Origin of the sequence: Leucothrix mucor DSM 2157 (assembly GCF_000419525.1) — a bacterium.
Classification (GTDB): domain Bacteria; phylum Pseudomonadota; class Gammaproteobacteria; order Thiotrichales; family Thiotrichaceae; genus Leucothrix; species Leucothrix mucor.
In genome coordinates, this window is record NZ_ATTE01000001.1 from 4,451,554 (window position 1) to 4,472,331 (window position 20,778).

A 20,778-nucleotide genomic window follows, 5' to 3' on the forward strand; every position below is an offset into this window, starting at 1 on the left:
TCCTCTCCTGTTATTAGCGACATGTGCTTGAGCTTACGCAGGCTTCGCTTTAACCGGATTCAACTATTATGAAAAAAAGTGCTCCTTAACTCTTAATGGCATATCGGCTAAGAAACATCAGCACGGTATCTTTAGCCACTTGCTCACAAAGCTCGTTATCTGGCGCTGGCACATCACGAATTAATTGCGGCCAAAAGGCAGTGGCTTTAATCAGCCCATAAAACTGCGAGGCGGCATAGTCCACATTCACTGCTTCCAAGCGCTTATCAGCAATCGCAGCGGCAATCCAGGCATGTAAACCTTGCTCTTGCTCCACAAATTTCGCCATAGCTTTCGCGGTCAGTTCCGGTGAATGCACACACTCTGCCAACATCACCCGTGCCAAATCTCGGTAGCGGTCGGTGGCTAATAATTCCAGTTCGGCATGCGCATGTTTCATCAGTTGCTCTTCCAAACTCTGGCTAGAGTCATAAGGCACATCCACCACCTTTTTGCTCAGGCTGAAGATCTGTTTTGCAATCTCCTGAAACAGTAACTCTTTGCTTTCAAAATGATTATAGACCGTACGCTTGGATACTTTGGCCACTGCTGAAATGCTATCCATACTCGCTGACTGAAAGCCCTTGCGCTTAAATTCCTGAATCGCGGCTCCAATAATAGCTTCGCGTTTTTGTTCACTCACGCTCTTTTTAACTGACATCGTTAGGCTCTCGAAAAATTATTCCTTTATTTTACACTAAGCAGTGTACTTTTATAAATTAAATAATTACACTACACCGTATAGTTTACTTTTAGAGTTTGAGCATGTTGATTGACACGTCACCCTAGTGGCGCGAATTAATGACACAAGGAAACAATTATGAATAAAGTTGCACTAGTAACCGGCGCTTCAAGCGGATTAGGCATGCACGTTGCAGTAATGCTGGCAAAACAGGGTTATACAACTTACGCGACCATGCGCAATACGGCGAAACAGGATGCGCTACTAGCCTTAGCGGCTGAGCAATCGGTCTCGCTACAGGTTAAGACCTTAGACGTACAAAGCAGCGCCAGTGTGAATACCTGCGTTGATGAAATCATGGCAGAGTCTGGCCGACTGGATTTGCTGGTTAATAATGCCGGAGCGGGTTTTATCAAAACCACCGAGCAAGCCAGCGAAGAAGAAGTGGAATGGGTGTTGGATGTAAATTTCAAAGGCATCGTGCGTTGTACTAAAGCGGTATTGCCGATTATGCGCAAGCAGCTTAGTGGCCATATTATCAATATTTCATCAGTAGGTGGCTTGGTTGGCCAGCCATTTAATGAGCTGTATTGTGCTGCAAAATTTGCGGTAGAGGGTTACACCGAGTCGTTGGCAACGTATGTGCAGCCTAACTTTAATATCAACTTTACTACGGTTGAACCAGGTGGCATTCGCTCTGAGTTTGCCAATAGTGTGTTGAGCCAGTTAGCCGAGACGGGTGGATTGCCAACGGATGAATATCTACCGATTTTCAACGCCTATGTCGCAGCGGCGCAAGCGCGTTCTACCGAAGACGATGCCGGTGGTGTGTACCAAACCTCTGAAGAAGTGGCGCAAGTTGTTATTGATTGTGCAGCAATGGAAAAGCCACCACTACGCACGCGGACTTCGGAGTGGGGTGAGCAATTCTGTCACTACAAAACAGCCAGCGATCCAAGCGGTGAGTTAATTGTCAAAGCTACTTATGAATCATCATTTGGTTAATTGAGGATGATGGCCTAAGCTTGCCAGTGCCAGTGCCAGTGCCAGTGCCAGTGCCAGTGCCAGTGCCAGTGCCAGTGCCATTACTTTAGCCGGAAGCCCTACTAAACAGTGCAGGGCTTCCGGCTATTTGTGTTGAAGCGTTTTAGACTAAGCCGTGGTCAGCCAATGACAAGCATAAGGCTTGAGTTTCAGCTCGCCGTTTTCCTGAGTCAGTGGATACGTGCTCAACAGGTCAATCCACTGATCCACATCCGAACCCAATAGTGCGCGTAAAAATGCGCCGTTAACCGTGCGGAATGTCTTGGTGAAGTTATACAGCGCCACAATCTTCTGACCATTTTCACCCACTCGCATAATGCCAAGTAAATGATCATCCAGATCTAACACCAACTGCTCGGCATCAGGGTGGAATGCAGGCTGATCACGGCGGACCTTAATACGTCGGGAGTACTCATTCATCAAGATTGAGGTGCTACTTTCTGGCACTTCCAATAGCGCCGATAGCTCATCCATATCCCACTGATGGCGATTGATTGCCCGCGTCATACCGGTAACTTCCACCCGTTTATGATCATTTGGCGTGCCTAATAAGGAGTGCAGATAAATCCCCGGAACACCGCGTAACGACAAGGCCACGGTTTGTGACAATAAGAACCGCGCAACCTGCCAAGGCGCTGACTGATGGCCGGGATTCCGGAAGGAGTCATAGTAGGTCACGTTGATCTCGTACGGTACGTCTTTACCTTCGGTATTGCGGCGGGTCGAGACATAAGCACCACCGGCGCGCATATCATCCAGCAACTGCTTTAACACGTCATCTGGCAGCAAACCTTCCAGCGGGCGTACACCAATGCCATCGTGCGAGGCGGTAAAGTTGAAGTATGTACAGCCCTCTGGTGGTGGCGTTAAATTCTTCAACCAGTCATATAAATATTCGGTATTGCCACTGTGAATCGCGTGCAGCAGCAGCGGCGGCAAGCTGAACTGATACACCATCTGCGCTTCATCGCCATCACCAAAGTAGCTGATGTTTTCTTCATGCGGCACATTGGTTTCCGTCAGCAAAATAGCGCCAGGGCACACCGCTTCCACAATATCTCGCATGAGTTTTACCACTTCATGCGTTTGCGGTAAATGTAGGCAATTAGTGCCTTCTTCCTTCCATAAGAAGGCAATCGCGTCTAAACGCGTGATGCGTGATCCTTGCGTGAGATAAAACAGCAGGATATCCAGCATCTCCAGCAACACTTTAGGATTGCGGTAGTTTAAATCCACCTGATCGGCGCTGAAGGTAGTCCATACATGGCGTAAACCATCATGGGTCGGGATTTCAGTGAGCAGCGGTGTACTCCGCGGACGAACCACTTTTGACCAGTCACCATCGGGGTCTTCATAGATAAAGAAGTCCTGATAGGGCTCGCGGTCACCACGGAAATCAGCAAAGTAGAGGCTCACGCGAGAGCAGTGGTTGAGTACAAAGTCGAACATCAGTTCGAAGTTATCCCCCAACTTATTCACATCCTCCCAGCTGCCTAAATCGGAGCGAATCGAGCGGTAATCCGCCACGGAAAAGCCATCATCGGAGGTGTAAGGGAAGATTGGTAACAAGTGAATAACGCTGAATAAATCCGTCAGCCAGTCATCAGCAAAAGTTTTTAAGCAGCGCAGGGCGTACTTTTCATCTTTTTGTTTAATGCTGTCGCCGTAGCTGATGAGGACCACATCTTTTTCATCCCAGCTGGGCTTGAAGTGGGTTTTTGCCAGTGCATCGTGGTAGTGCTCAAGGCGTTGTTTCAGGCTGTTAAGGAGTTCGTCTGACTGCTCTTTGGTGTAGAGCATGTTGAGTCGGTTACGGATGCGTTTCTGTACTGCCGGTGTTAGGTCGGTCACGTAGAGGCTCCTGATTTTTGAATTTTTGGCGAGGATAAAATTGCCTATCTAAGATATTACCTGTTTTTTATAGTGTCGAAAACGGTTTCGGTTGTATTGGTGTTAGTTTTGATGAGGAGAGTACTTGCTTGTCGGAAATTTCACCCTGTGGGGTGATGCTTCGCAAACTGTTTGGGCTTATTATTCACGAGCAGTAACATGCCATTTAGGTCAAACAATAAGCATATTTGGCGATTGGTATTGATTTTGTAGAAAAATTACAAATATACTGCACAAAATCGGTGCGCTGGGGCTTGACCACAGGTGGTACGAACGAAAGTTGTTCATACATTAATTACTTGGTTAACGGCGCACTTCAAAATAACGGGACGGCTACAGTAGGCTTAAATTATACCTTATGAATGGCTTCTAAGGTTGCTACCAAATACTGTATCTGCACCGATTCTAAGGGGATGTCATTCGCAGGCTAACGACTCAGCGGCTGCTTCTTCTTATTAAAACTTAAAATACTTTCGGGTTGAAAATATACATGGACGATAAAGCGCACACTATTCTCAGTGGGGTGATCGCCAGTCATGGTGAGCAACTAACGACTAGCACAGCCTTTTGCAAAGTCTATCTGACTGGCTATCTTGCTGATTATCCTAATGAGAAAACACTTCTTCTCGCGCTCAAAGACCTTGAGCTACCCGCCGCTTTATCCGCTTACGTCAAAGCCGAAATCACCGAAACAGCCTTGTTTGACTGCGTTAACCAGCTCTCTGCCAGCTGGGAAGGGACGCCGGATGACCTTGCTTGGGGCGTAGATGCCTGGGCCGCTGCCATCGGCATTAGCGGTGCGATGCGTTGCAAGGTTCGGGAACAATGCTTTCCTATTATGCCAATGCCGCAACCCATTGTTATCGAAGTGCCGGTGCCTGTTGCTGCACGTAAATCCCGATTGGGTTTTGGAGCACGATTGATGACCAACGTCGCGGGCGTCTTTGGTTTAATGATGCTACAAGTGTTCGGCAGTAGCTCACCATCCTCTTCCGTTGTCCCGCCAATGCCTGCCGTACCGCAAGCGGTTGCTACGATAGCACCTAAAGCAGAGCCTGTGCTGCCAAAGGTTGAACGTACCGAACCTGTTCTGGCCGGCGTTATTCCGGTAGAAGTCCCACCTCAAACCACGATTGACATTCCTTTGCTGGATTCCAGCATTGAAATCGTAAAATTGGCCCAACCATCACCCGTTCAGATAGACAAGCCTAAGCCAATATCAATTGGCGTGATATCAAGCCCGTTAAGCCCTAAAGAGTATGAAATAAAATCACAGCGACTGCTTGCCGAAACGGAATCGTTTTTAAAGTATGGCAATTAGATTCGTTAACTAAGTATCCGGACTCATTCTAATAAACAATCCGGATACTACTTCACCCCCCCACCCCCGTTCAGAGGATACCCCCCTATGCTCAAACTGAAGCTGATGGCATTGTTTTGCCTGTTGATTTCATCCACCGCTTTCGCCAACCCAATAGGAATGCCAACCGGCAGTACTGGCGGCACTTATTACCCGATGGGTTTAGACATCGCAAAGTTATCAGCCAAGAACGGTGTGGAGGTTCAAGTAAAAAACTCCTTGGGGTCGCTAGACAACATTCGCCGCATGGCGAGCTCTGAGAATGCCGGGCTTTCCTTGGTGCAATCAGATGTGATCGAGTTTCTCAATAGCCAACCAAGCCGCATCAATAATTCGGTATTAAAAAATCTGAGGCTAGTGTTTCCTTTGTATAACGAAGAGGTGCACTTGCTTGCCAAGAGTGGCATTAATTCGGTTGCCGATCTGGCGAATAAGCGGGTAGCGGTGGGTAAAATTGGTAGCGGTACCTTTGTCACATCAAGCAATATACTGAATAAATTAGGGATCAATGTTATTCAACTGCCAGACCTATCGCCTAAAGACGCTTATCAGGGCTTATTGCTGGGTAAGGTCGATGCCGTATTTTTTGTGGGCGGTAAGCCAATTTCCTACATCAATGGCTTACTGGAAATGAAGCTGGATGAGGCACTGAGTAAATATGCTAAAGACATTCATCTGGTGCCGCTGGATGATCCTCGTTTGTATGACTCCTACGCCAAAGCCAGTATTGCACCGGATGACTATAAATCCAGTGATGGCACAGCGAGCCTGACGACTGTGGATGTTCCCACGGTGGCAGTTAAAGCCGTGATGGTTAGCTATAATTTTGCCAAGGATAAAAACTCATCCTACCATCGGTACCGCTGTGAGCAGGTTGATCAGATCAATACGATCGTTAGAGAAAATCTGCAGACATTGAGAGTGGGCGGCAGTAATGGCACTCAATATCACCCAAAATGGGCTGATGTGGATTTAGACCAGCCTGTCGACTTAGCCAAAAGCGCCTGCATTAAAGGCATTGGTGGCGATGTTGATGAAGCCAAGGAAATTGCCTGTTACTTGCAGACAGGTAGCCGCTGCGAGTAGGCTCTAAGTTTTGAGGTGGAATCTCACTCATGAATCAGCGAGATTTCATCGCGTCACTAAGTAAAGCTCAACGCCTATATTTTGCAGAAAAATCCAATCGGGCAGGGTTAAAGCGTCTGGCACAGCAGTGGTCCCTCATTGTTGTGCTGATGATCTTGGTGTTACAGGTCACGCCGTTACTGCTGAAGTTGGCACTGATGCTGCCATTGGGAATCCTGCTAGTATTTCAATTCACCTTGCTGCACGAAACCAGCCACCGCACGCCATTTAAAAGCCGTTGTTTGAATGATGTTGTTGGCCATATTTGCGGATTTATCTTACTACTACTACCGCCAGAATGGTTCCGATTGTTTCATATGGAACATCACCGCCACACCAATAATCCCGAAGCTGATCCTGAGTTAGCTGGCGCTAAGCCGCAAAACCGTCGCCAATATCTGTGGCATATTACCGGCTTGCCAGTGTGGTGGGGCTCAATTAAAACACTCTGGCAGAATGCCTTTGCTATGATTGATGCCGCTTATATTCCAGAGGGAAAAGCCGCAGCTATTCGGCGGGAAGCGCGTATTTATGTAGGCCTGTATGCACTGGCAATTGCGCTGATCTTGCTAGGCAATACCGCACTGCTAATGCTTTGGGTGATTCCTGTACTGCTTGGTCAGCCCTTTTTACGGCTGTATTTGCTGGCGGAGCATGCCGGTTGCCCCCATAGCAAAAACTTATTTGAAAATACGCGCACGACTTATACCAATGGGCTGGTGCGGTGGTTGGCGTGGAATATGCCTTATCATGCAGAGCACCATATTTATCCTGCGGTGCCGTTTTTCAAACTGCCGGAAGTGCATGAGCTGATTGAGTCGGATCTGCTTGTGACGTCACGTGGGTATGCATGGTTTAATCGGGAGTATTGGAAGAGCACCCAATAAAAAATCAGTACTTCACCGCTAAAAATACTACTAATCTTTTATTTTTTGGCTAATATTTGAACTAAAAATAAGCTCATCTTCACTTAAAGGTCAAATGTCTAATCAATTAACGTTACTATTTTCAAAGCCGCCAAAAGTTGAAGTGAAGAACTTCCGTAAATACATCGTTATATTAATAACTTGTATCGTCGGCACGCTTGGTCATATTGGTTTTGCGACGTTATTTTGGTTTTTCCAAGTCGATATACTCTTTAGCTTCAATCTGTTTGGTGCTGTCTTGTGGGTCTGTATCGGCATCATTAATTACCAAGCTAAGCACGCTCAGGCGATCTTTCTGATCTGCTTAGAGTTATTGTTAATCATTACGTTGACCATTTCGCTGCTCGGGTTGGATTTCGGGTTTCAGTTGTACTTCTGGCCGGTTGCCTGTCTGGCGGTCATCAATCCAAGCCTTAAGAAACTGCATGCATCTTTGATAGGCTTCGGCTTTATCATTGCCATTGTGCTCTTAAAGTACTTTTTTGATGGTGTGCAGAGTGATAGTCCACTCGTGGAATACGCCAGTACGATATACATGTTTAACGCTATTATTGCCGGTATTCCCTTAGTGATTGGTATCGCCAGCATTCGTGAAATCAATGAATCTCAGGAGAAAGTACTGACCGAGCTTGCGACGATTGATGAGTTAACCGGTCTTTATAATCGCCGCTATATCAATAGCTACTTACGTCGATACTATAAAGCGAATGCTGGCAACGACAGTGCTCATCATTGCGTGGTGTTAGGTGATATCGACCATTTCAAACGCATCAATGATAACTTCGGGCATGATGTGGGGGATACGGTGTTGCAGGTTATTTCCGCACGACTAAAAAGCTCATTTAGAAAAGTGGATATTGTCTGTCGCTGGGGAGGCGAAGAGTTTCTGATCGTGCTACACGAGGCAGATGCTCAGAAAGCCTACCGCATCGTTGATAGAATACGGCAGGAAATCGCTGGAAGTATTGAAGTTGATGAATCCAACACCTTGACGGTCACCATGAGCTTTGGCATCGCCTCGACCATGGAATGTGAGGGTAGCGAGCAGCTGATTAAACTGGCCGATGAAAATTTATATCAGGCAAAAAATAATGGCAGAAATTGCGTCATTGTAAATCCGGTGACGGATGATATTGCCAAGGTGGTTTGCCCCGAACCAGCCGGATTAAAATCAGCTTGAATCAAGCTTACTGGCTTTCAACCAAGCGCTTAACTAACTCTGGAAAGCGAGCGTCATCCACATTGGCAAAGGCAAAACGCAGGTATTGTTCCTGATCTTCACCAAAGAACTCGCCTGGCAAGCACAATACGTCAAACTCTTCGACTAAGCGCCGTGCCACGGTTTTGGAATCCACCTCAAACGGGTGCTTCACATAGGCAAAGTAAGCGCCAACGCTTAACAGTTTGTATTTCAAATCAGGGGCTTCAAAAGCCAGTTTTAAAGCCTCTCCACGCTTAGCCATCGCCAGATACTTTTCCCGCTTCCACTCCTGTAAATGTTGCAAGCCATAGGTTGCGGCAAGTTGGCCATGATGCGGCGCGCAGATAATCGCGCAGTCCTGAACTTTAGCAATTTGTTGGCGTAAAGATTGCGAGCAAACAATGGCACCCACGCGCTGCCCGGTCAGTGCAAAGACTTTGGAAAAGCTGTAAAGGTGAATAAAAGTCTCTGACCAATCGGCATGTTGAAACAGGTGATGTGGTGGCTTATCCAGATCAATAAAGTCGCGATAGGTTTCATCAACCAGTAAGGCCAGATTGTGCTCGCGGGCTTGTTGATAAAACTGTTCAATGCACTCAGGGCTGTAGGTTGCACCGGTTGGGTTATTGGGCGAAACCAGTACAATGGCTTTCGTGCGCGGGGTTACCAGCTTGGCCACTTCCTCAGGGTCAGGAATTGCCGTGTCGGTGTTCAGGCTCAGATAGCGGGGCGTAATGCCGCGAATGCTCAACCACATTTGATGATTAAAATAACAGGGCAAGGCAACGATCACCTCATCGCCCGTTTCACACAGCGCATCAATCACTGCGCAAAAAGCTTGATTGCAGCCGGCGGTGATTAGCATGTCGTCGGGAGTCACGGTGGCTTGGTAGCGCTGATTAATATCCCCCGCTAAAGCATTGCGTAAGGGCGCGATACCTTCGATGGATGTATAACCTGCGCCTTCACCTTGGCTAATGGCCGCACCTAAATAGTCACGTAAAGACTGAGCCGGTAGATAAGCTGGCACCGCTTGGCACATATCGATTAACGAAGGCGAGTCCGGATTTTTAAGCCATGACCAGACTTCTGCAATGGGCGCTGAGGAGCATTGGGTAACGTGAGGATTGAGAATCATGAGTTTCTCCGGTTTTGATCCAATAAAAGGCGATGCGCTTAGGTATAATTGACGCTCAGATAGTGACCTCAGACTACCAGCGATAAGTGACGACTACCAAGTTAAATTGTGGTCACTGGTTCGCGCAGGTAATGACGATTAAGGTTGCTATGAGCGCACACCAACAGCAGAGAATACTATGATCACTTGGCCAGCCATTATTAAATTCGTCGGAGATGAGGAGCTAAGCTTTATCAGCTCTCAGGAAGACTGGGAAAGCGATGCGGATTTAAATCGCTACCATTATGATCAGGCCGATTTATTGATCGATACCACCGGCGCAATTTATAGCCTGACTCCGCGCGATAATGGCGTGGTGATACCCAAAGTAACGGGTGAAATTATTGGCCTGCCAACACTCACTAATCTGGTTCGGGCGCATGCGTCAGAGCTAGGGAATTGCTGTGTCTCTAAGTTAGGGTTTTACTCGATTGCTGAGGCAGTGGTGTCAGTTAAAGACTTCAATGATCTTAGTTAGCATGCGCCACTAACCCTCTTGTTCATTAAAATACGATAGTTATTCTTGCCGGATTTTTTGACCTGATACATTAGCTCATCCGCTTTGAGCCGTAAGTCCCTAGGGCTGGTCGCACTGCAAGGGTAGCTTGCCGCACCGATACTAACGCCAATCTTTAGTTGAGTTTTGTTATAAAATAAGGGTTCGCTGATGACGTTGATTAAGCGTTGGCAAAGGCTCTCCAGATCCGATAAGGAGCAGACCCTTTCTACGATCACTAAAAACTCATCGCCGCCCACACGACAGGCGATATCACCTGACCTGACAACCAATAAAATGCGCTCTGCAACCTGCTTTAAAACCACATCACCCGCTTCATGGCCATAGGCATCATTGACAGCCTTGAAGCCATCCAGATCTAAAAATAACAAGGCCGACTTGTGGTTTTGCTGTACGGCAAGTTTCAGTGCAGCTTCCAGGCGATTATCGGCTAAGCGCAGCGAGGGTAGCCCGGTTAATGCATCATGATTTGCCAGGTGCTCAATCTGCTCTTTTTGCGATTCAATGGTTCTTTTTTGAGTCTCCAGCTTCATTAGTAAACGAATAATCTGATCTTGTAAAAAATGAATGCTCACCCCGAGTATTAAAAAGAACGCGGCGTAGGCAGCAAACCGGCCAATCCAAGCTGAGGGCCATGTGACATAGTTGATGTCATTAGCTGAAAGCGTCCGACCTGCATATAAGTACTCATAAAGAGCCACTCCAAATATGGCTGTAGCAATCAGGGTCACCACCGCTGTAGAGCGTTTATCGAGGTAGAACAGAGACAGGATTACGCAGAATAGGGCCGCAACTTCGCCCATGCCGGATAAGCCCAGGCTGATAAACTCAGAAGTGGAAAGTGTCAGGCCGATGATTAGATAACTATAAATTGTTGTTTTGTAAGAGAGTTTATTTCTTAAGGCAAAGGTAACCATTGCCAGAGAAAAAACACAAAACTGTAGGACATAGATATCTTGCCAATCAGTATCGGTTAAGCGGTATAAAAACGCAGAGAACAGAAAAATAGCCGAGACCATCACATAGTTTGTTAGCTTACTCAAAGCACGTGTTCTTAGATCCTCCACCTGCTCTTGTACATTGTTTAATTGGTTTGCTGGCATTCAATGTCCAAAGTTTAGAGTCAGTAGAATTTTTATACATTATAGTAGCATTATCTTGATCGCTAAAGAGATTAGCCGTAGACATTTAGCGATTAAATAGGCCTCTGTTATTGCACGAATATTGGATTTATTAAGTGAAGTTATGCTACTTTGCGCCACCTTCAGTTGGTTTGACTGAGTGGTTATAAAACTGCAATCAACTGATAGGATCAAGATGATCAATCCCTCCCTAAGTCACCATGAATTTGGCGACGCCAACGATACGCTATTTGCGCGTATTGCCAGCGATCTTCGCGAAAAAGGCTATAGTATTAACCCTGCCGCGCTGCCTGAAACCTTGGGCGAAAAGCTGTATCAACACCTTGGCAGCATGGAACAAGAGAAGTTTGATCAGGCCGGTATCGGTCGTGACCGCCAGCTGATGCAAAACACCTTTGTGCGCCGTGATGAAATTTGCTGGATTACCGGCGAGTCGGATGCGGGCCGTGCGTGGTTGGATTGGACCAATGACATGCAGGTGTTTTTAAACCGCCAGCTGTTTCTGGGGCTATTTTCGTTTGAAAGTCACTTTTCCCATTACGCAGCGGGCGACTTCTACAAACGCCATGTCGATGCCTTTAAAGGCCAGGATAATCGCGTCTTGTCAGTCGTGGTGTATCTTAATCATAACTGGGCACCGGAGAATGGTGGCGAGTTAGTGCTGTTTAAAGATAAAGACGACATGGAAGGCGTTAAAGTGACCCCAGGCTTTGGCACGGTACTGGTGTTCCTCAGCGAAGAATTCCCACATGAAGTGCGCCCGACCAATCGCGATCGGTATTCGATCGCAGGCTGGTTCCGTTTGAATACTTCGACAACCGATCGCGTTGATCCGCCAAGCTAATCGTGGCGATTAATACATGCGGTGCTTAAATAGCCAGCCGGAAAAAATCAGGCTCACGACCCCGATAATCAGCATGGGCCAATATTGGTCCATCAGCAGTTCGTAGCTGTTTCCTTCCAAAAATACACCACGCACAATAATCAGGAAATAGCGCAGTGGGTTGATATAAGTAATCCACTGCACCACCTCCGGCATATTGGCGATAGGGGTGGCAAAGCCTGAGAAAATAACCGCAGGTACTAAAAATAAGAAAGCACCTAAAATGGCTTGCTGCTGAGTGACTGCAATCGAGGAGATCATGAGCCCGATGCCGGTGGCCGATAGCAGGAACAGTACCAGCCCAAAGTAAAGCGCGCCAAGATCGCCGCGCAGTGGCACTTCAAAGATCTGCACAATCACGATTAGAATGGCTGTGGCTTCAACCACGCCCACCACAATCCCGGGAATGGCTTTACCGATCAGGATTTCCACTGGCCGCATGGGCGTGACTAATAGTTGATCAAAGGTTCCCGCTTCTCGCTCGCGCGCTACCGACAATGACGTCACCAGTAAGGTCACTACCAACACCAATAAGCCCAATATCCCCGGAATAATAAACCAGCGAGATTGCAGATTTTCGTTATACCAATTGCGAATACTTAAACCCACTTGCAAGCCAGATTGGCCGTGCAGGGTGTTCCATTCATTGTTAAAGGCAAGCGTAATGCTGCTGAGGTAGTTCATGGCGATCATCGCCGTATTGGAATTTCTCCCATCAAAGATCGCCTGAATAGTGCCGGTTTTGCCAAGCAATAAATCATCGCTAAAGCTGGGCTCGATATTAAGCACGGCCAGCACTTCGCGGTTATCAATCAGCGGCGCGATCTCGCTATCGTGAGTCAGGTAATGGGTAATCTCAAAGTTATTCGAGCCGTCAAACTGGCTAATAAAAGCACGGGATGCGCCACCCTGATCCTGATTATAAATCGCAATCGGAATGTTATTGAGGTCGAACGTGGCGGCAAAACCAAACACCAGCATTTGAATAATGGGTGGGCTGATGAGAATAAAGCGGCTGCTACGATCCCGAAACAGAGCCAGAAATTCTTTCTTTGCCAGTGCGATAATGTGGGCGATATTCATTGGCGAATCACTCCAGCCGTTTGTGAAAACTGCGCGACACCAGTACGGTGAAAAACAGCAACATGGCGAGTAAGGAAAGCAGGTTAATAATCACGACTTGTGAGACATCACCGGCTAAAAACAGGGTTTGCATCAGCGAAACAAAATAACGCGAGGGCACCAAGTAGGTCACGGCCTGCACAACGACTGGCATCGAGTTGATATCAAACAAAAAACCCGAGAGCAAAAAAGCTGGCAGGAAGGTGACGATAATCGCCATTTGCCCAGCCACAAACTGGTTCTTTGCGATAATCGAAATCAACAGGCCAATCATCAGAGAGACCATCATAAACAAGGCAGAGGCTAAGGTGAGTAGCCAGAATGAACCGCGTAATGGCACATCAAATTGAAAGTGCGCCAGCGTGACGCTCAGTAGCATACTACCCATGCCTAGAATAAAGTAGGGGATCAATTTACCCGCCAGCATTTCACTCATGCGCAGTGGCGTAACCATGAGCGCTTCCATGGTGCCGCGCTCCCATTCGCGAGCCACCACCATGGCGGTGAGCAGCGAGCCGATAATCGTCATAATTACGGCAATAACGCCCGGCACTAAAAACAGTCGACTGGATAACGCGGAGTTAAACCAAACCCGCTGCTCAATACCAACCGGCTGACTAACGCTGATTTTTTTAAGCTCGGCAAAGTGCGTCAGCCACGCCAGCCAAACGCCTTGAATATAACCGCCGGTAATATTGGCTTGGTTGGAGTCCACGCCATTCACGATGATATTCACTGGCGCGCTTAAACCAGCCTGCAAGTCGGCCGAGAAGTTATTGCGCATCCACACAATGCCATCAATTTGCCGTTCGCGGATCGCTTGCTCAGCTTCCTGAATTGAATTAAAGGTGATGGGATCAAAGTATTCGGAGCGCGCAAAAGAGCCGGTGAGCGATTGGGTAATGATGTCGGGTCGCTCTGCCACTACGCCAATGGGAATGTGCTTAGCATCCAGCGAGACGCCATAGCCAAAGATATACAGCAGCACGACGGGCAAAATAAACGCGATCGCAATACTGGAAGGGTCGCGCACAATTTGCCAGATTTCTTTGCGGATCATGCCCCGCAAGCGCATTGTGGATTCGCCGCTCATGCTGTTGCCTCCCGTGCTTTTTGGGCGTCGTGATTCACTAAATGGATAAAGGCATCTTCCATGCTGGGATCGGGTTGTGCCTCGCTGCGTGCCAGGTTTTTCATATCCAGCGGGGTGCCAGCGGCCAGAATTTTACCGGCTTCCATAATCACCAAATGATCACAGTAATTGGCTTCATCCATAAAATGGGTGGTAACCAAAATGGTAACGCCGGTTTCAGCTAAATGGTTGGTACGCTCCCAAAACTCCCTTCGAGCCAGAGGATCAACGCCAGAGGTTGGCTCATCCAAAAATAAAATATCCGGCTCATGCATCAGCGCTGCAGCAAATGACATGCGCTGTTTGTAGCCGAGTGGCAGTTCGCCCGCATTGGCGCTTTGATAATCTGCCAGTTCAAAAGTATCCAAGGCCCATTGAATGCGCTGCTTTTGATGTTTGCCGCGCAAGCCGTAAGCGCTGGAGAAAAACTTCAGGTTCTGCCGGACGGATAAATTGGTATACAGGGAAAACTTCTGCGCCATATACCCAATGCGTTGACGGGCACTGGCAGCGGCCACGCGTAAATCTAATCCCGTCACTAATACCTTACCGCTACTGACCGGCAGCAGGCCGCAGAGCATACGAAAGGCCGTGGATTTACCCGCGCCATTGGCCCCCAGTAAGCCAAAAATCTCACCCCGCTTGGCGCTAAAATTAATGTCATTCACTGCAATGAAGTCGCCAAAGCGGCGCGTCAGGTGTTCCACGTCGATCACAATGTCATCGGCGGAGCCACCAACCGCATTGGCTGCGCTTGCCTCTTGTGGTGGCAGCGTGAGTTTCACTTTTAAGTTGGCAATAAAGGCATCTTCAAAATGAGGCTCTACTTGCGCGATAGTGGCTGTCTGCTCGGTGCCTTCTGTCACTTCAGGTGGGAGTTTAATCTCGCTGGCCGTAGTGATTTTATCCATTACTACCCGTACGCCTTCGCCTTCAATTAGTGCATCCAGTACCTCTGGTACGCGGCTTAGGCGTTGCTGCAAGCTACGGTGCGAGATGCCATCGGCTTCAATATGAAATACACGGCCCTCCAGTGGCTTGCTTAAATCCTTGGGTGTGCCCTGCATTAGCAGCTTGCCTTCGTGTAATAACACAATGTCGTTACAACGCTCAGCCTCGTCCATATAGGCGGTGCTAACCAGTACGCTCATGCCTAATTCGTTGACTTGGTTGTAAATAATCGCCCAAAGTTCACGACGAGAAACCGGGTCAACCCCAACGGTTGGCTCATCCAGCAGTAATAACTTAGGTGCGCGCAGTAGGGCGCAAGCCAGCCCCAGTTTTTGCTTCATGCCGCCCGAGAGTTTGCCTGCCAGGCGCGTAACAAATGGGCTCATGCCCGTCATTTGCATTAGCTCATCGTAGCGGGCTTTGCGCTGATCATAAGGGATATGTTGCAGGTCGGCGTAGAGATCGAGATTTTCCTGTACGGTTAAATCTTCATATAAACCAAAGCGCTGCGGCATATAGCCCAGCTGGGATTGCACGGCGAGGGGATCATTATTCACATCAATGCCCATGGCTTCGATGTGCCCGCTATCGGGGATTAGCAGGCCTGCAATCAGCCGCATCAGCGTGGTTTTGCCCGCGCCATCTGGCCCGATCAAGCCCGTCACCTCGCCGGGTTTGATCTCAAAGCTGACCTGATCTAAGGCGGTTATCTGGCGGGCTTTGCTGTCAAATAGCTTGGTCACCGCATCCAGCCGGAGAATGGCATCGCTCATTATGACTGTCCGCAGTGCTTAGTGCCTTTTTTCTGCGAGGCCGGTGGCTGGCTAATATCAATGCGCACCGTGGCTGGCATCCCCAGTCGTAATTCATCAGCAGGGTTACAGGCAAAAATGCGGGCGGAATACACCAGTTTAGTGCGTAACTCGGTGGTTTGAACGGTTTTCGGTGTGAACTCAGAGGTTGGTGAAATATAGCCAACCCAGCCCTCGTAAACTTTATCAGGAAAGCTGTCGGTATAAATCTTTGCGGGGCTACCCAGTGCCACTTTGCCAAGCGCTGGCTCAGGGATGTAGGCGCGTACCCAAATCGGGTCCATCACGGCCAGTGTCATCGCGGGAGTTGAGGGAAAGGCCATGCTGCCTTCTTCTAAAATTCGATTGCGAATCACGCCATCATTGGGCGCGAAGAGTTTGGCATTTTCCAGTTGTTGATTCACCAGCGAAACATTCGCCTGATAGCTTCTAAGCAAAGACTCTGCCGCTGCAATATCTTCTTTGCGGTTGCCACTTTGCATTAAAATTAAAGCATGTCGAACGGCTTCTGCTTGGGCCTTGGTGGATTCTGACAGTGCGTGTGCTTTATCTAAATCATCCGGCGTTACCATGCGTTTTCTGGCGAGTGGAATCAGTCGCTGATAGCTGCTGGCGGCGACGGAAGCTTGCGCTTGTGCGGCATGGTACTCGGCGCGTAATTTTTCGATTTCTTCGCTGCGAGCACCGGCTTTTAACTTATGCACGGTTTGCGTTTGGCCTTCGACTTGCGCTTCGGCTTCAATTAATTGCGCGTTGAGCACTTCATTGTGTAAATAAGCCAGCAGTTGGCCTTTCTTCACATGCTCGCCTTCTTCGACCAAAATCTTGGCAATGTGCTCGCTGCTGTTAAAGGCTAGCTGCGTTTCACGAATATCGATATTGCCGTAGAGCAGTAATTCATTCTCATTTTCATCCTGCGCACGACCCAATAATTTATCGAATGAATGGTTTAGTTCTGGAATGATGTCAGCGGCGGCAACCGGAGGTGTCTGATTTTGATAGTAGTAATATGTAGAACCACCGCCCACTAATAGGAGAATGAGCAGGATAATCAATTTTTTCATAGGTACTTCTCCGTAGTGTCAGGTATGCCGGAGTCGATGATTCAGTGTGATTGGGTTGGGTGTTGCTGCTGAGTCGGCATGAGATGATTGTCGCATTGCTAGGGCAAAGCGCTTTGACATGGCTCAAGCTTTGAAGGTGTTTTGGCGATTAAAAATAAACCGATAGTATAGATTTTTACAATAATATCGTAAAAAATAAGCCGGCTCCTATCCTTGCATGCGAGGGAGTAGTTGCAAAAAACAATAGAACCGGCTCAATCAAATTTTGGGATATTCTCCCTTGTTGTTATTAATCAGCAAGCCACCGATGCTCTTTTCTTAGAGCATTTATGCCGATACACATTCGGGAGTGCATCGCAGTTTCTGCCGTATCGGGTGTTCTACGTGAGCGCGCGATTCTTTGGATTCAACTATTTTGCATTTTTTGTTAAATGGTTGCGAAGCTCCACTAAGTCTTCACGCATTTGAACCACTTTGGGTAGATCAAGGCCGCAACTAGCCCCTGCACTGCGGTTGACTTCAAGTGCTTGCGTGCGCATTGCCAAGCCCGCTTCGGTTAGGCGAATATCTAAGGTGCGTTCATTTTCTGGGTTGCGGGTACGTTTTAACAGGCCCATGCCTTCCATGCGTTTTAGCACGGGGGTCAGTGCGCCAGAGTCAATGTGTAGCTGTTCGCCGATTGCTTTGAGCGCGATGCCATCATTCTGCCAGAGCACCAACATCACCAGATATTGAGGGTAGGTGAGGCCTAAGTTATCCAGCAGCGGCTTATAGGTTTTAGTCATCGCCAGCGACGCCGAGTACAGGGCAAAACACAGCTGCTGGTCTAGGTGTAAAGCCGTTAGGCCATCCTGTTCCAAAGGGGCGCAGTCCTTATTTTGCTCGGTCGATTTAGTCATGGCGTGGTTCCTGTCAAATAATAAAAGCCCGGCGCACTGACTTCCGACAGTGCCCAGGCTATTGTAACGAATTGAGTGGGGGAAACACTCGCTTCATTTTAGCTCACTTATAAAACGAATAAGCGAACGTCTACATTGCCGCGTGTTGCATTGGAGTATGGGCATACAACATGTGCTTTCTCAGCCAGTGCCAGTGCATCTTCTTTGCTCATGCCGGGGAAGTTTACGTGCAGCTCGATATCCAGATTAAAACCAACTTCGACTGGACCAATACCCACTTTAGCCGTGACTTGTGCTTCTGGCGATAGCGCGATTTTATCTTGTGAAGCAACCAGCTTAGCGGCGCTTAAGAAACAAGCAGAGTAGCCAGCCGCAAACAATTGCTCAGGGTTAGTGGCTTCACCACCGGCGCCGCCCAATGCTTTCGGGGTCGCTAATTTCACATCCAAAATGCCATCGGAAGAGGTTGCACGGCCATCACGACCGGCTGTTGTAGTGGCTTCTGCAGTATATAAAACGTTCATGGTAACTCCTTGTGCGAAAATAGTTATCGCGATAATTATAATGTTCAAAAAAACGAGTGATAGTCACCCGTTTATTAATTTGATTGCTGCTGTCATCAGCGTGGGAATTATAGTATTGCAATAATAGTTATCGCGCAATGTGTTTTTGCTATTCTAACAAAAACGTCATCAAAGTATGGCTGACCTTCCAGAGCATGCCTTTAGAAATTTCGCTCATACTAGGCTAAAGCCTTCGGCCTGTTTGACTACAGCAAGCAGCAATTACTTCTGTGCCGCTTCCAGCGCATCTAGCTCGGCACGCATTTTCTCCGCTTCTGCGGTGAGTGTGGCATAGGTGCGGATATCGCCATTGCGCTGTGACTGCATCGCTTGCTCAAGTTTCGCGTTGTAGGCTTTACGGAGTTTTTTAGCGGGGTCGGATTTGAAAATTGAAAACATGGGTCGTTACCTAAAAATGATTTACTTAGTTATATCGGCAAGCCAGACAGAAGTACAAAGCCCATACAATATGCGCAGCAAGTGATATCTAATGCTATCTATCGACAAGGTGGGGTGTAAAAGTGGGCAATAACTTGTAATCTGAGGGACTATTCAATGCGAGCAGGAGAGAGTGATGAGTGACGATTTTTTCCAACACAAAGCAGCCGTTTACGAACAAGATGAGCGCCGTGTGGCGAATGTACACACGATTGCTGGCTCCATTATCAAGCGCATTGCGCTAAAGCCGACTATGCAGTTGATGGACTTTGGCTCGGGCACTGGGCTGCTGTTAGGCCAGATTGCCTCGCATGTGGCGAAGATCACGGCAGTGGATATTTCCAAGTCGATGAATCAGCAGTTGCGCGACAAAAAGGATAGCTTGGCTTGTGAAGTTGAAGTGCTTGAAATGGATTTGTGCACCACCGATCTGGATCGCAAATTCGACGGCATTATCTCTTCGATGACTATGCATCACGTGGAAGATGTACCCGCCATGTTTGAGAAGTTTCGAACTTTGCTAAAGCCCGGTGGCTTTATTGCGATTGCCGATCTGGAAACCGAAGATGGTAGCTTTCACACGGAAGATACCGGCGTATTTCATAACGGCTTTGATGGACAGGCACTAGTCGATTTTGCAACGGATGCAGGTTTCAAGCAGGCTGAAGTAGCGTTGGCCAGCACCGTACATAAGCCACAAGGCGAATATCCGGTGCTGTTACTGACGGCGACAATAGACTAACTGTATGCTTAGTTCAGGCTGATAACCGACTCGCGCTCAACCACTTCGCCATGTAGCGCGAGCGGATAGGTTTCAGGCTTAGCCGTTTTATCCAGTTGAGCAATCAAGCGTTTAGCGGCTAAGCGACCCATCTCATGGTAGGGGAGGGTAAACGTTGTCAGTGGCGGGTTAGAAGCGCTGACTTGAACTAAGTCATCATCGAAACCCATAACAGAGATGTCCTCAGGTACGCGAATGCCATGACCTTGCAGTGCACGGCAGCCTTGTACTGCCATCAAGTCGTTACCAAAGCAGATGGCTGTCGGGCGTTCCTCTTGCTGTAACAATTTTTCGATTTCAGCTTCAAGTGTGCTAATTTGTTCACAGTCGACCACTATAAGGCCGGGGACTACCGTGACTGAGTTTCTATCCAGTCCATAAGCATCGACGGCCTGTAGAAACCCTTGGTTGCGCTGTCTGCCAGCCTCGATTTCATCCGGGAAGCCAACATAAGCGAGCTTAGTGTGGCCTTTAGCAATTAGGTATTCTGTTGCCAAGTATTGGCTTCGACGGTCATCAGGAGCTACGGCAGGGGCGTCGTCATCGGATGAGGCATTAACCAGCCAGAGTGGCACCCTAACCGAAGTGTCAGTTGCTAGTTTTCTGTTGTAATCAATAACATGAATAATGCCTTCAACGCGGTAAGATTCTAATATTTCTACAAGACTATCGACCTTGTCAGACTTTGGGTCAGTATCCAAAATCAGCAATGTCTTACCGGCTGCTCGGCATTCCTGCTGAATGCCTTTAACGATGTGAATGGATGACAGGCCGTTATGGGCAACCTTACCGGGAATGGTTGATAGTGCTGTGCTGATCAGACCAATCAGGCCCGACTTATTGGAGCGCATTAGGCGAGCGCCTTGGTGGGGGCGATATTTTAGTTTATCAATCGCCTGCAGTACCCGCTCACGGGTAGTATCTCTGACGCGTGGTTCGTTGTTTACTACGCGTGACACTGTTTTTATTGAGACTTTAGCCAGTTCGGCAACATCGTGAATTGTAGTCACTTTTGATCCTTCGTTTACCC

The 20,778-nt window shown here is 48.1% G+C and carries 20 protein-coding genes; 8 read left to right on the top strand and 12 right to left on the bottom strand.

Going from position 1 to position 20,778, the window contains the following annotated elements; translation table 11 throughout:
* Positions 1 to 85 precede the first annotated feature (85 nt).
* Positions 86 to 700, bottom strand: a complete 615-nt coding sequence (locus LEUMU_RS0120285; RefSeq protein WP_022954136.1) for a TetR/AcrR family transcriptional regulator — start codon at positions 698 to 700, stop codon at positions 86 to 88.
* A 159-nt stretch (positions 701 to 859) separates the two neighbouring features.
* Between LEUMU_RS0120285 and LEUMU_RS0120290 the strand changes: the two genes are divergently transcribed.
* Complete coding sequence (locus LEUMU_RS0120290) at positions 860 to 1,726, top strand: SDR family oxidoreductase (protein WP_022954137.1); 867 nt, start codon at positions 860 to 862, stop codon at positions 1,724 to 1,726.
* A gap of 147 nt (positions 1,727 to 1,873) precedes the next feature.
* Here the strand turns inward: LEUMU_RS0120290 and LEUMU_RS27085 are convergent, their stop codons facing one another.
* A complete protein-coding gene (locus tag LEUMU_RS27085) occupies positions 1,874 to 3,616 on the bottom strand; it encodes a sugar phosphorylase (protein WP_022954139.1) in 1,743 nt (580 codons plus the stop codon).
* A gap of 529 nt (positions 3,617 to 4,145) precedes the next feature.
* Between LEUMU_RS27085 and LEUMU_RS0120305 the strand changes: the two genes are divergently transcribed.
* From LEUMU_RS0120305 to LEUMU_RS0120320, 4 genes are all read left to right on the top strand, one after another.
* A complete protein-coding gene (locus LEUMU_RS0120305) occupies positions 4,146 to 4,976 on the top strand; it encodes a hypothetical protein (RefSeq protein WP_022954140.1) in 831 nt (276 codons plus the stop codon).
* An 87-nt stretch (positions 4,977 to 5,063) separates the two neighbouring features.
* Positions 5,064 to 6,101 carry a TAXI family TRAP transporter solute-binding subunit gene (locus LEUMU_RS0120310; protein ID WP_022954141.1) on the top strand — a complete coding sequence of 346 codons (1,038 nt, stop codon included), beginning with the start codon at positions 5,064 to 5,066 and terminating at the stop codon, positions 6,099 to 6,101.
* Positions 6,102 to 6,130: 29 nt separating this feature from the next.
* A complete protein-coding gene (locus LEUMU_RS0120315) occupies positions 6,131 to 7,027 on the top strand; it encodes a fatty acid desaturase (RefSeq protein WP_022954142.1) in 897 nt (298 codons plus the stop codon).
* A gap of 94 nt (positions 7,028 to 7,121) precedes the next feature.
* Positions 7,122 to 8,246, top strand: coding sequence for a GGDEF domain-containing protein (locus tag LEUMU_RS0120320; RefSeq protein ID WP_022954143.1), 1,125 nt, complete (start codon positions 7,122 to 7,124; stop codon positions 8,244 to 8,246).
* A gap of 7 nt (positions 8,247 to 8,253) precedes the next feature.
* On the opposite strand, the gene LEUMU_RS0120325 is transcribed toward LEUMU_RS0120320, so the two are convergent.
* Positions 8,254 to 9,405 (bottom strand): aminotransferase, encoded by a 1,152-nt coding sequence (locus LEUMU_RS0120325; RefSeq protein ID WP_022954144.1) that lies wholly within the window; start codon positions 9,403 to 9,405, stop codon positions 8,254 to 8,256.
* Between the two features lie 178 nt (positions 9,406 to 9,583).
* On the opposite strand from LEUMU_RS0120325, the gene LEUMU_RS0120330 reads away from it, so the two are divergent.
* Complete coding sequence (locus LEUMU_RS0120330) at positions 9,584 to 9,922, top strand: DUF4144 family protein (protein WP_022954145.1); 339 nt, start codon at positions 9,584 to 9,586, stop codon at positions 9,920 to 9,922.
* Here the strand turns inward: LEUMU_RS0120330 and LEUMU_RS28350 are convergent.
* On the bottom strand, positions 9,919 to 11,064 hold the full coding sequence (locus tag LEUMU_RS28350) for a GGDEF domain-containing protein (protein ID WP_022954146.1): 1,146 nt from the start codon (positions 11,062 to 11,064) through the stop codon (positions 9,919 to 9,921). The genes LEUMU_RS0120330 and LEUMU_RS28350 overlap by 4 nt on opposite strands.
* A 214-nt stretch (positions 11,065 to 11,278) precedes the next feature.
* Here LEUMU_RS28350 and LEUMU_RS0120340 point away from each other — a divergent pair, with 214 nt between their 5' ends.
* Positions 11,279 to 11,947 carry a 2OG-Fe(II) oxygenase gene (locus tag LEUMU_RS0120340; protein ID WP_022954147.1) on the top strand — a complete coding sequence of 223 codons (669 nt, stop codon included), beginning with the start codon at positions 11,279 to 11,281 and terminating at the stop codon, positions 11,945 to 11,947.
* A 9-nt stretch (positions 11,948 to 11,956) separates the two neighbouring features.
* Here LEUMU_RS0120340 and LEUMU_RS0120345 read toward each other — a convergent pair whose 3' ends face one another.
* From LEUMU_RS0120345 to LEUMU_RS28850, 7 genes are all read right to left on the bottom strand, one after another.
* Positions 11,957 to 13,069, bottom strand: coding sequence for an ABC transporter permease (locus tag LEUMU_RS0120345; RefSeq protein WP_022954148.1), 1,113 nt, complete (start codon positions 13,067 to 13,069; stop codon positions 11,957 to 11,959).
* A 7-nt stretch (positions 13,070 to 13,076) separates the two neighbouring features.
* A complete protein-coding gene (locus LEUMU_RS0120350; protein WP_022954149.1) occupies positions 13,077 to 14,201 on the bottom strand; it encodes an ABC transporter permease in 1,125 nt (374 codons plus the stop codon).
* On the bottom strand, positions 14,198 to 15,964 hold the full coding sequence (locus LEUMU_RS0120355; RefSeq protein ID WP_022954150.1) for an ATP-binding cassette domain-containing protein: 1,767 nt from the start codon (positions 15,962 to 15,964) through the stop codon (positions 14,198 to 14,200). Before LEUMU_RS0120355 ends, LEUMU_RS0120350 begins: the two co-directional genes overlap by 4 nt.
* Positions 15,964 to 17,067 (bottom strand): HlyD family secretion protein, encoded by a 1,104-nt coding sequence (locus tag LEUMU_RS0120360; protein ID WP_022954151.1) that lies wholly within the window; start codon positions 17,065 to 17,067, stop codon positions 15,964 to 15,966. The genes LEUMU_RS0120355 and LEUMU_RS0120360 overlap by 1 nt, the downstream gene beginning before the upstream one ends.
* Positions 17,068 to 17,477: 410 nt before the next feature.
* Positions 17,478 to 17,966 (bottom strand): MarR family winged helix-turn-helix transcriptional regulator, encoded by a 489-nt coding sequence (locus tag LEUMU_RS0120365; RefSeq protein ID WP_022954152.1) that lies wholly within the window; start codon positions 17,964 to 17,966, stop codon positions 17,478 to 17,480.
* Positions 17,967 to 18,073: 107 nt separating this feature from the next.
* Positions 18,074 to 18,490 (bottom strand): organic hydroperoxide resistance protein, encoded by a 417-nt coding sequence (locus LEUMU_RS0120370; RefSeq protein ID WP_022954153.1) that lies wholly within the window; start codon positions 18,488 to 18,490, stop codon positions 18,074 to 18,076.
* Positions 18,491 to 18,751: 261 nt separating this feature from the next.
* Positions 18,752 to 18,928, bottom strand: coding sequence for a DUF6435 family protein (locus LEUMU_RS28850; protein WP_022954154.1), 177 nt, complete (start codon positions 18,926 to 18,928; stop codon positions 18,752 to 18,754).
* Positions 18,929 to 19,103: 175 nt separating this feature from the next.
* Here LEUMU_RS28850 and LEUMU_RS0120380 point away from each other — a divergent pair, with 175 nt between their 5' ends.
* Complete coding sequence (locus tag LEUMU_RS0120380) at positions 19,104 to 19,709, top strand: class I SAM-dependent methyltransferase (RefSeq protein WP_022954155.1); 606 nt, start codon at positions 19,104 to 19,106, stop codon at positions 19,707 to 19,709.
* 8 nt (positions 19,710 to 19,717) lie between these two features.
* Here LEUMU_RS0120380 and LEUMU_RS0120385 read toward each other — a convergent pair whose 3' ends face one another.
* A complete protein-coding gene (locus tag LEUMU_RS0120385; RefSeq protein ID WP_022954156.1) occupies positions 19,718 to 20,758 on the bottom strand; it encodes a LacI family DNA-binding transcriptional regulator in 1,041 nt (346 codons plus the stop codon).
* Positions 20,759 to 20,778: the final 20 nt, after the last annotated feature.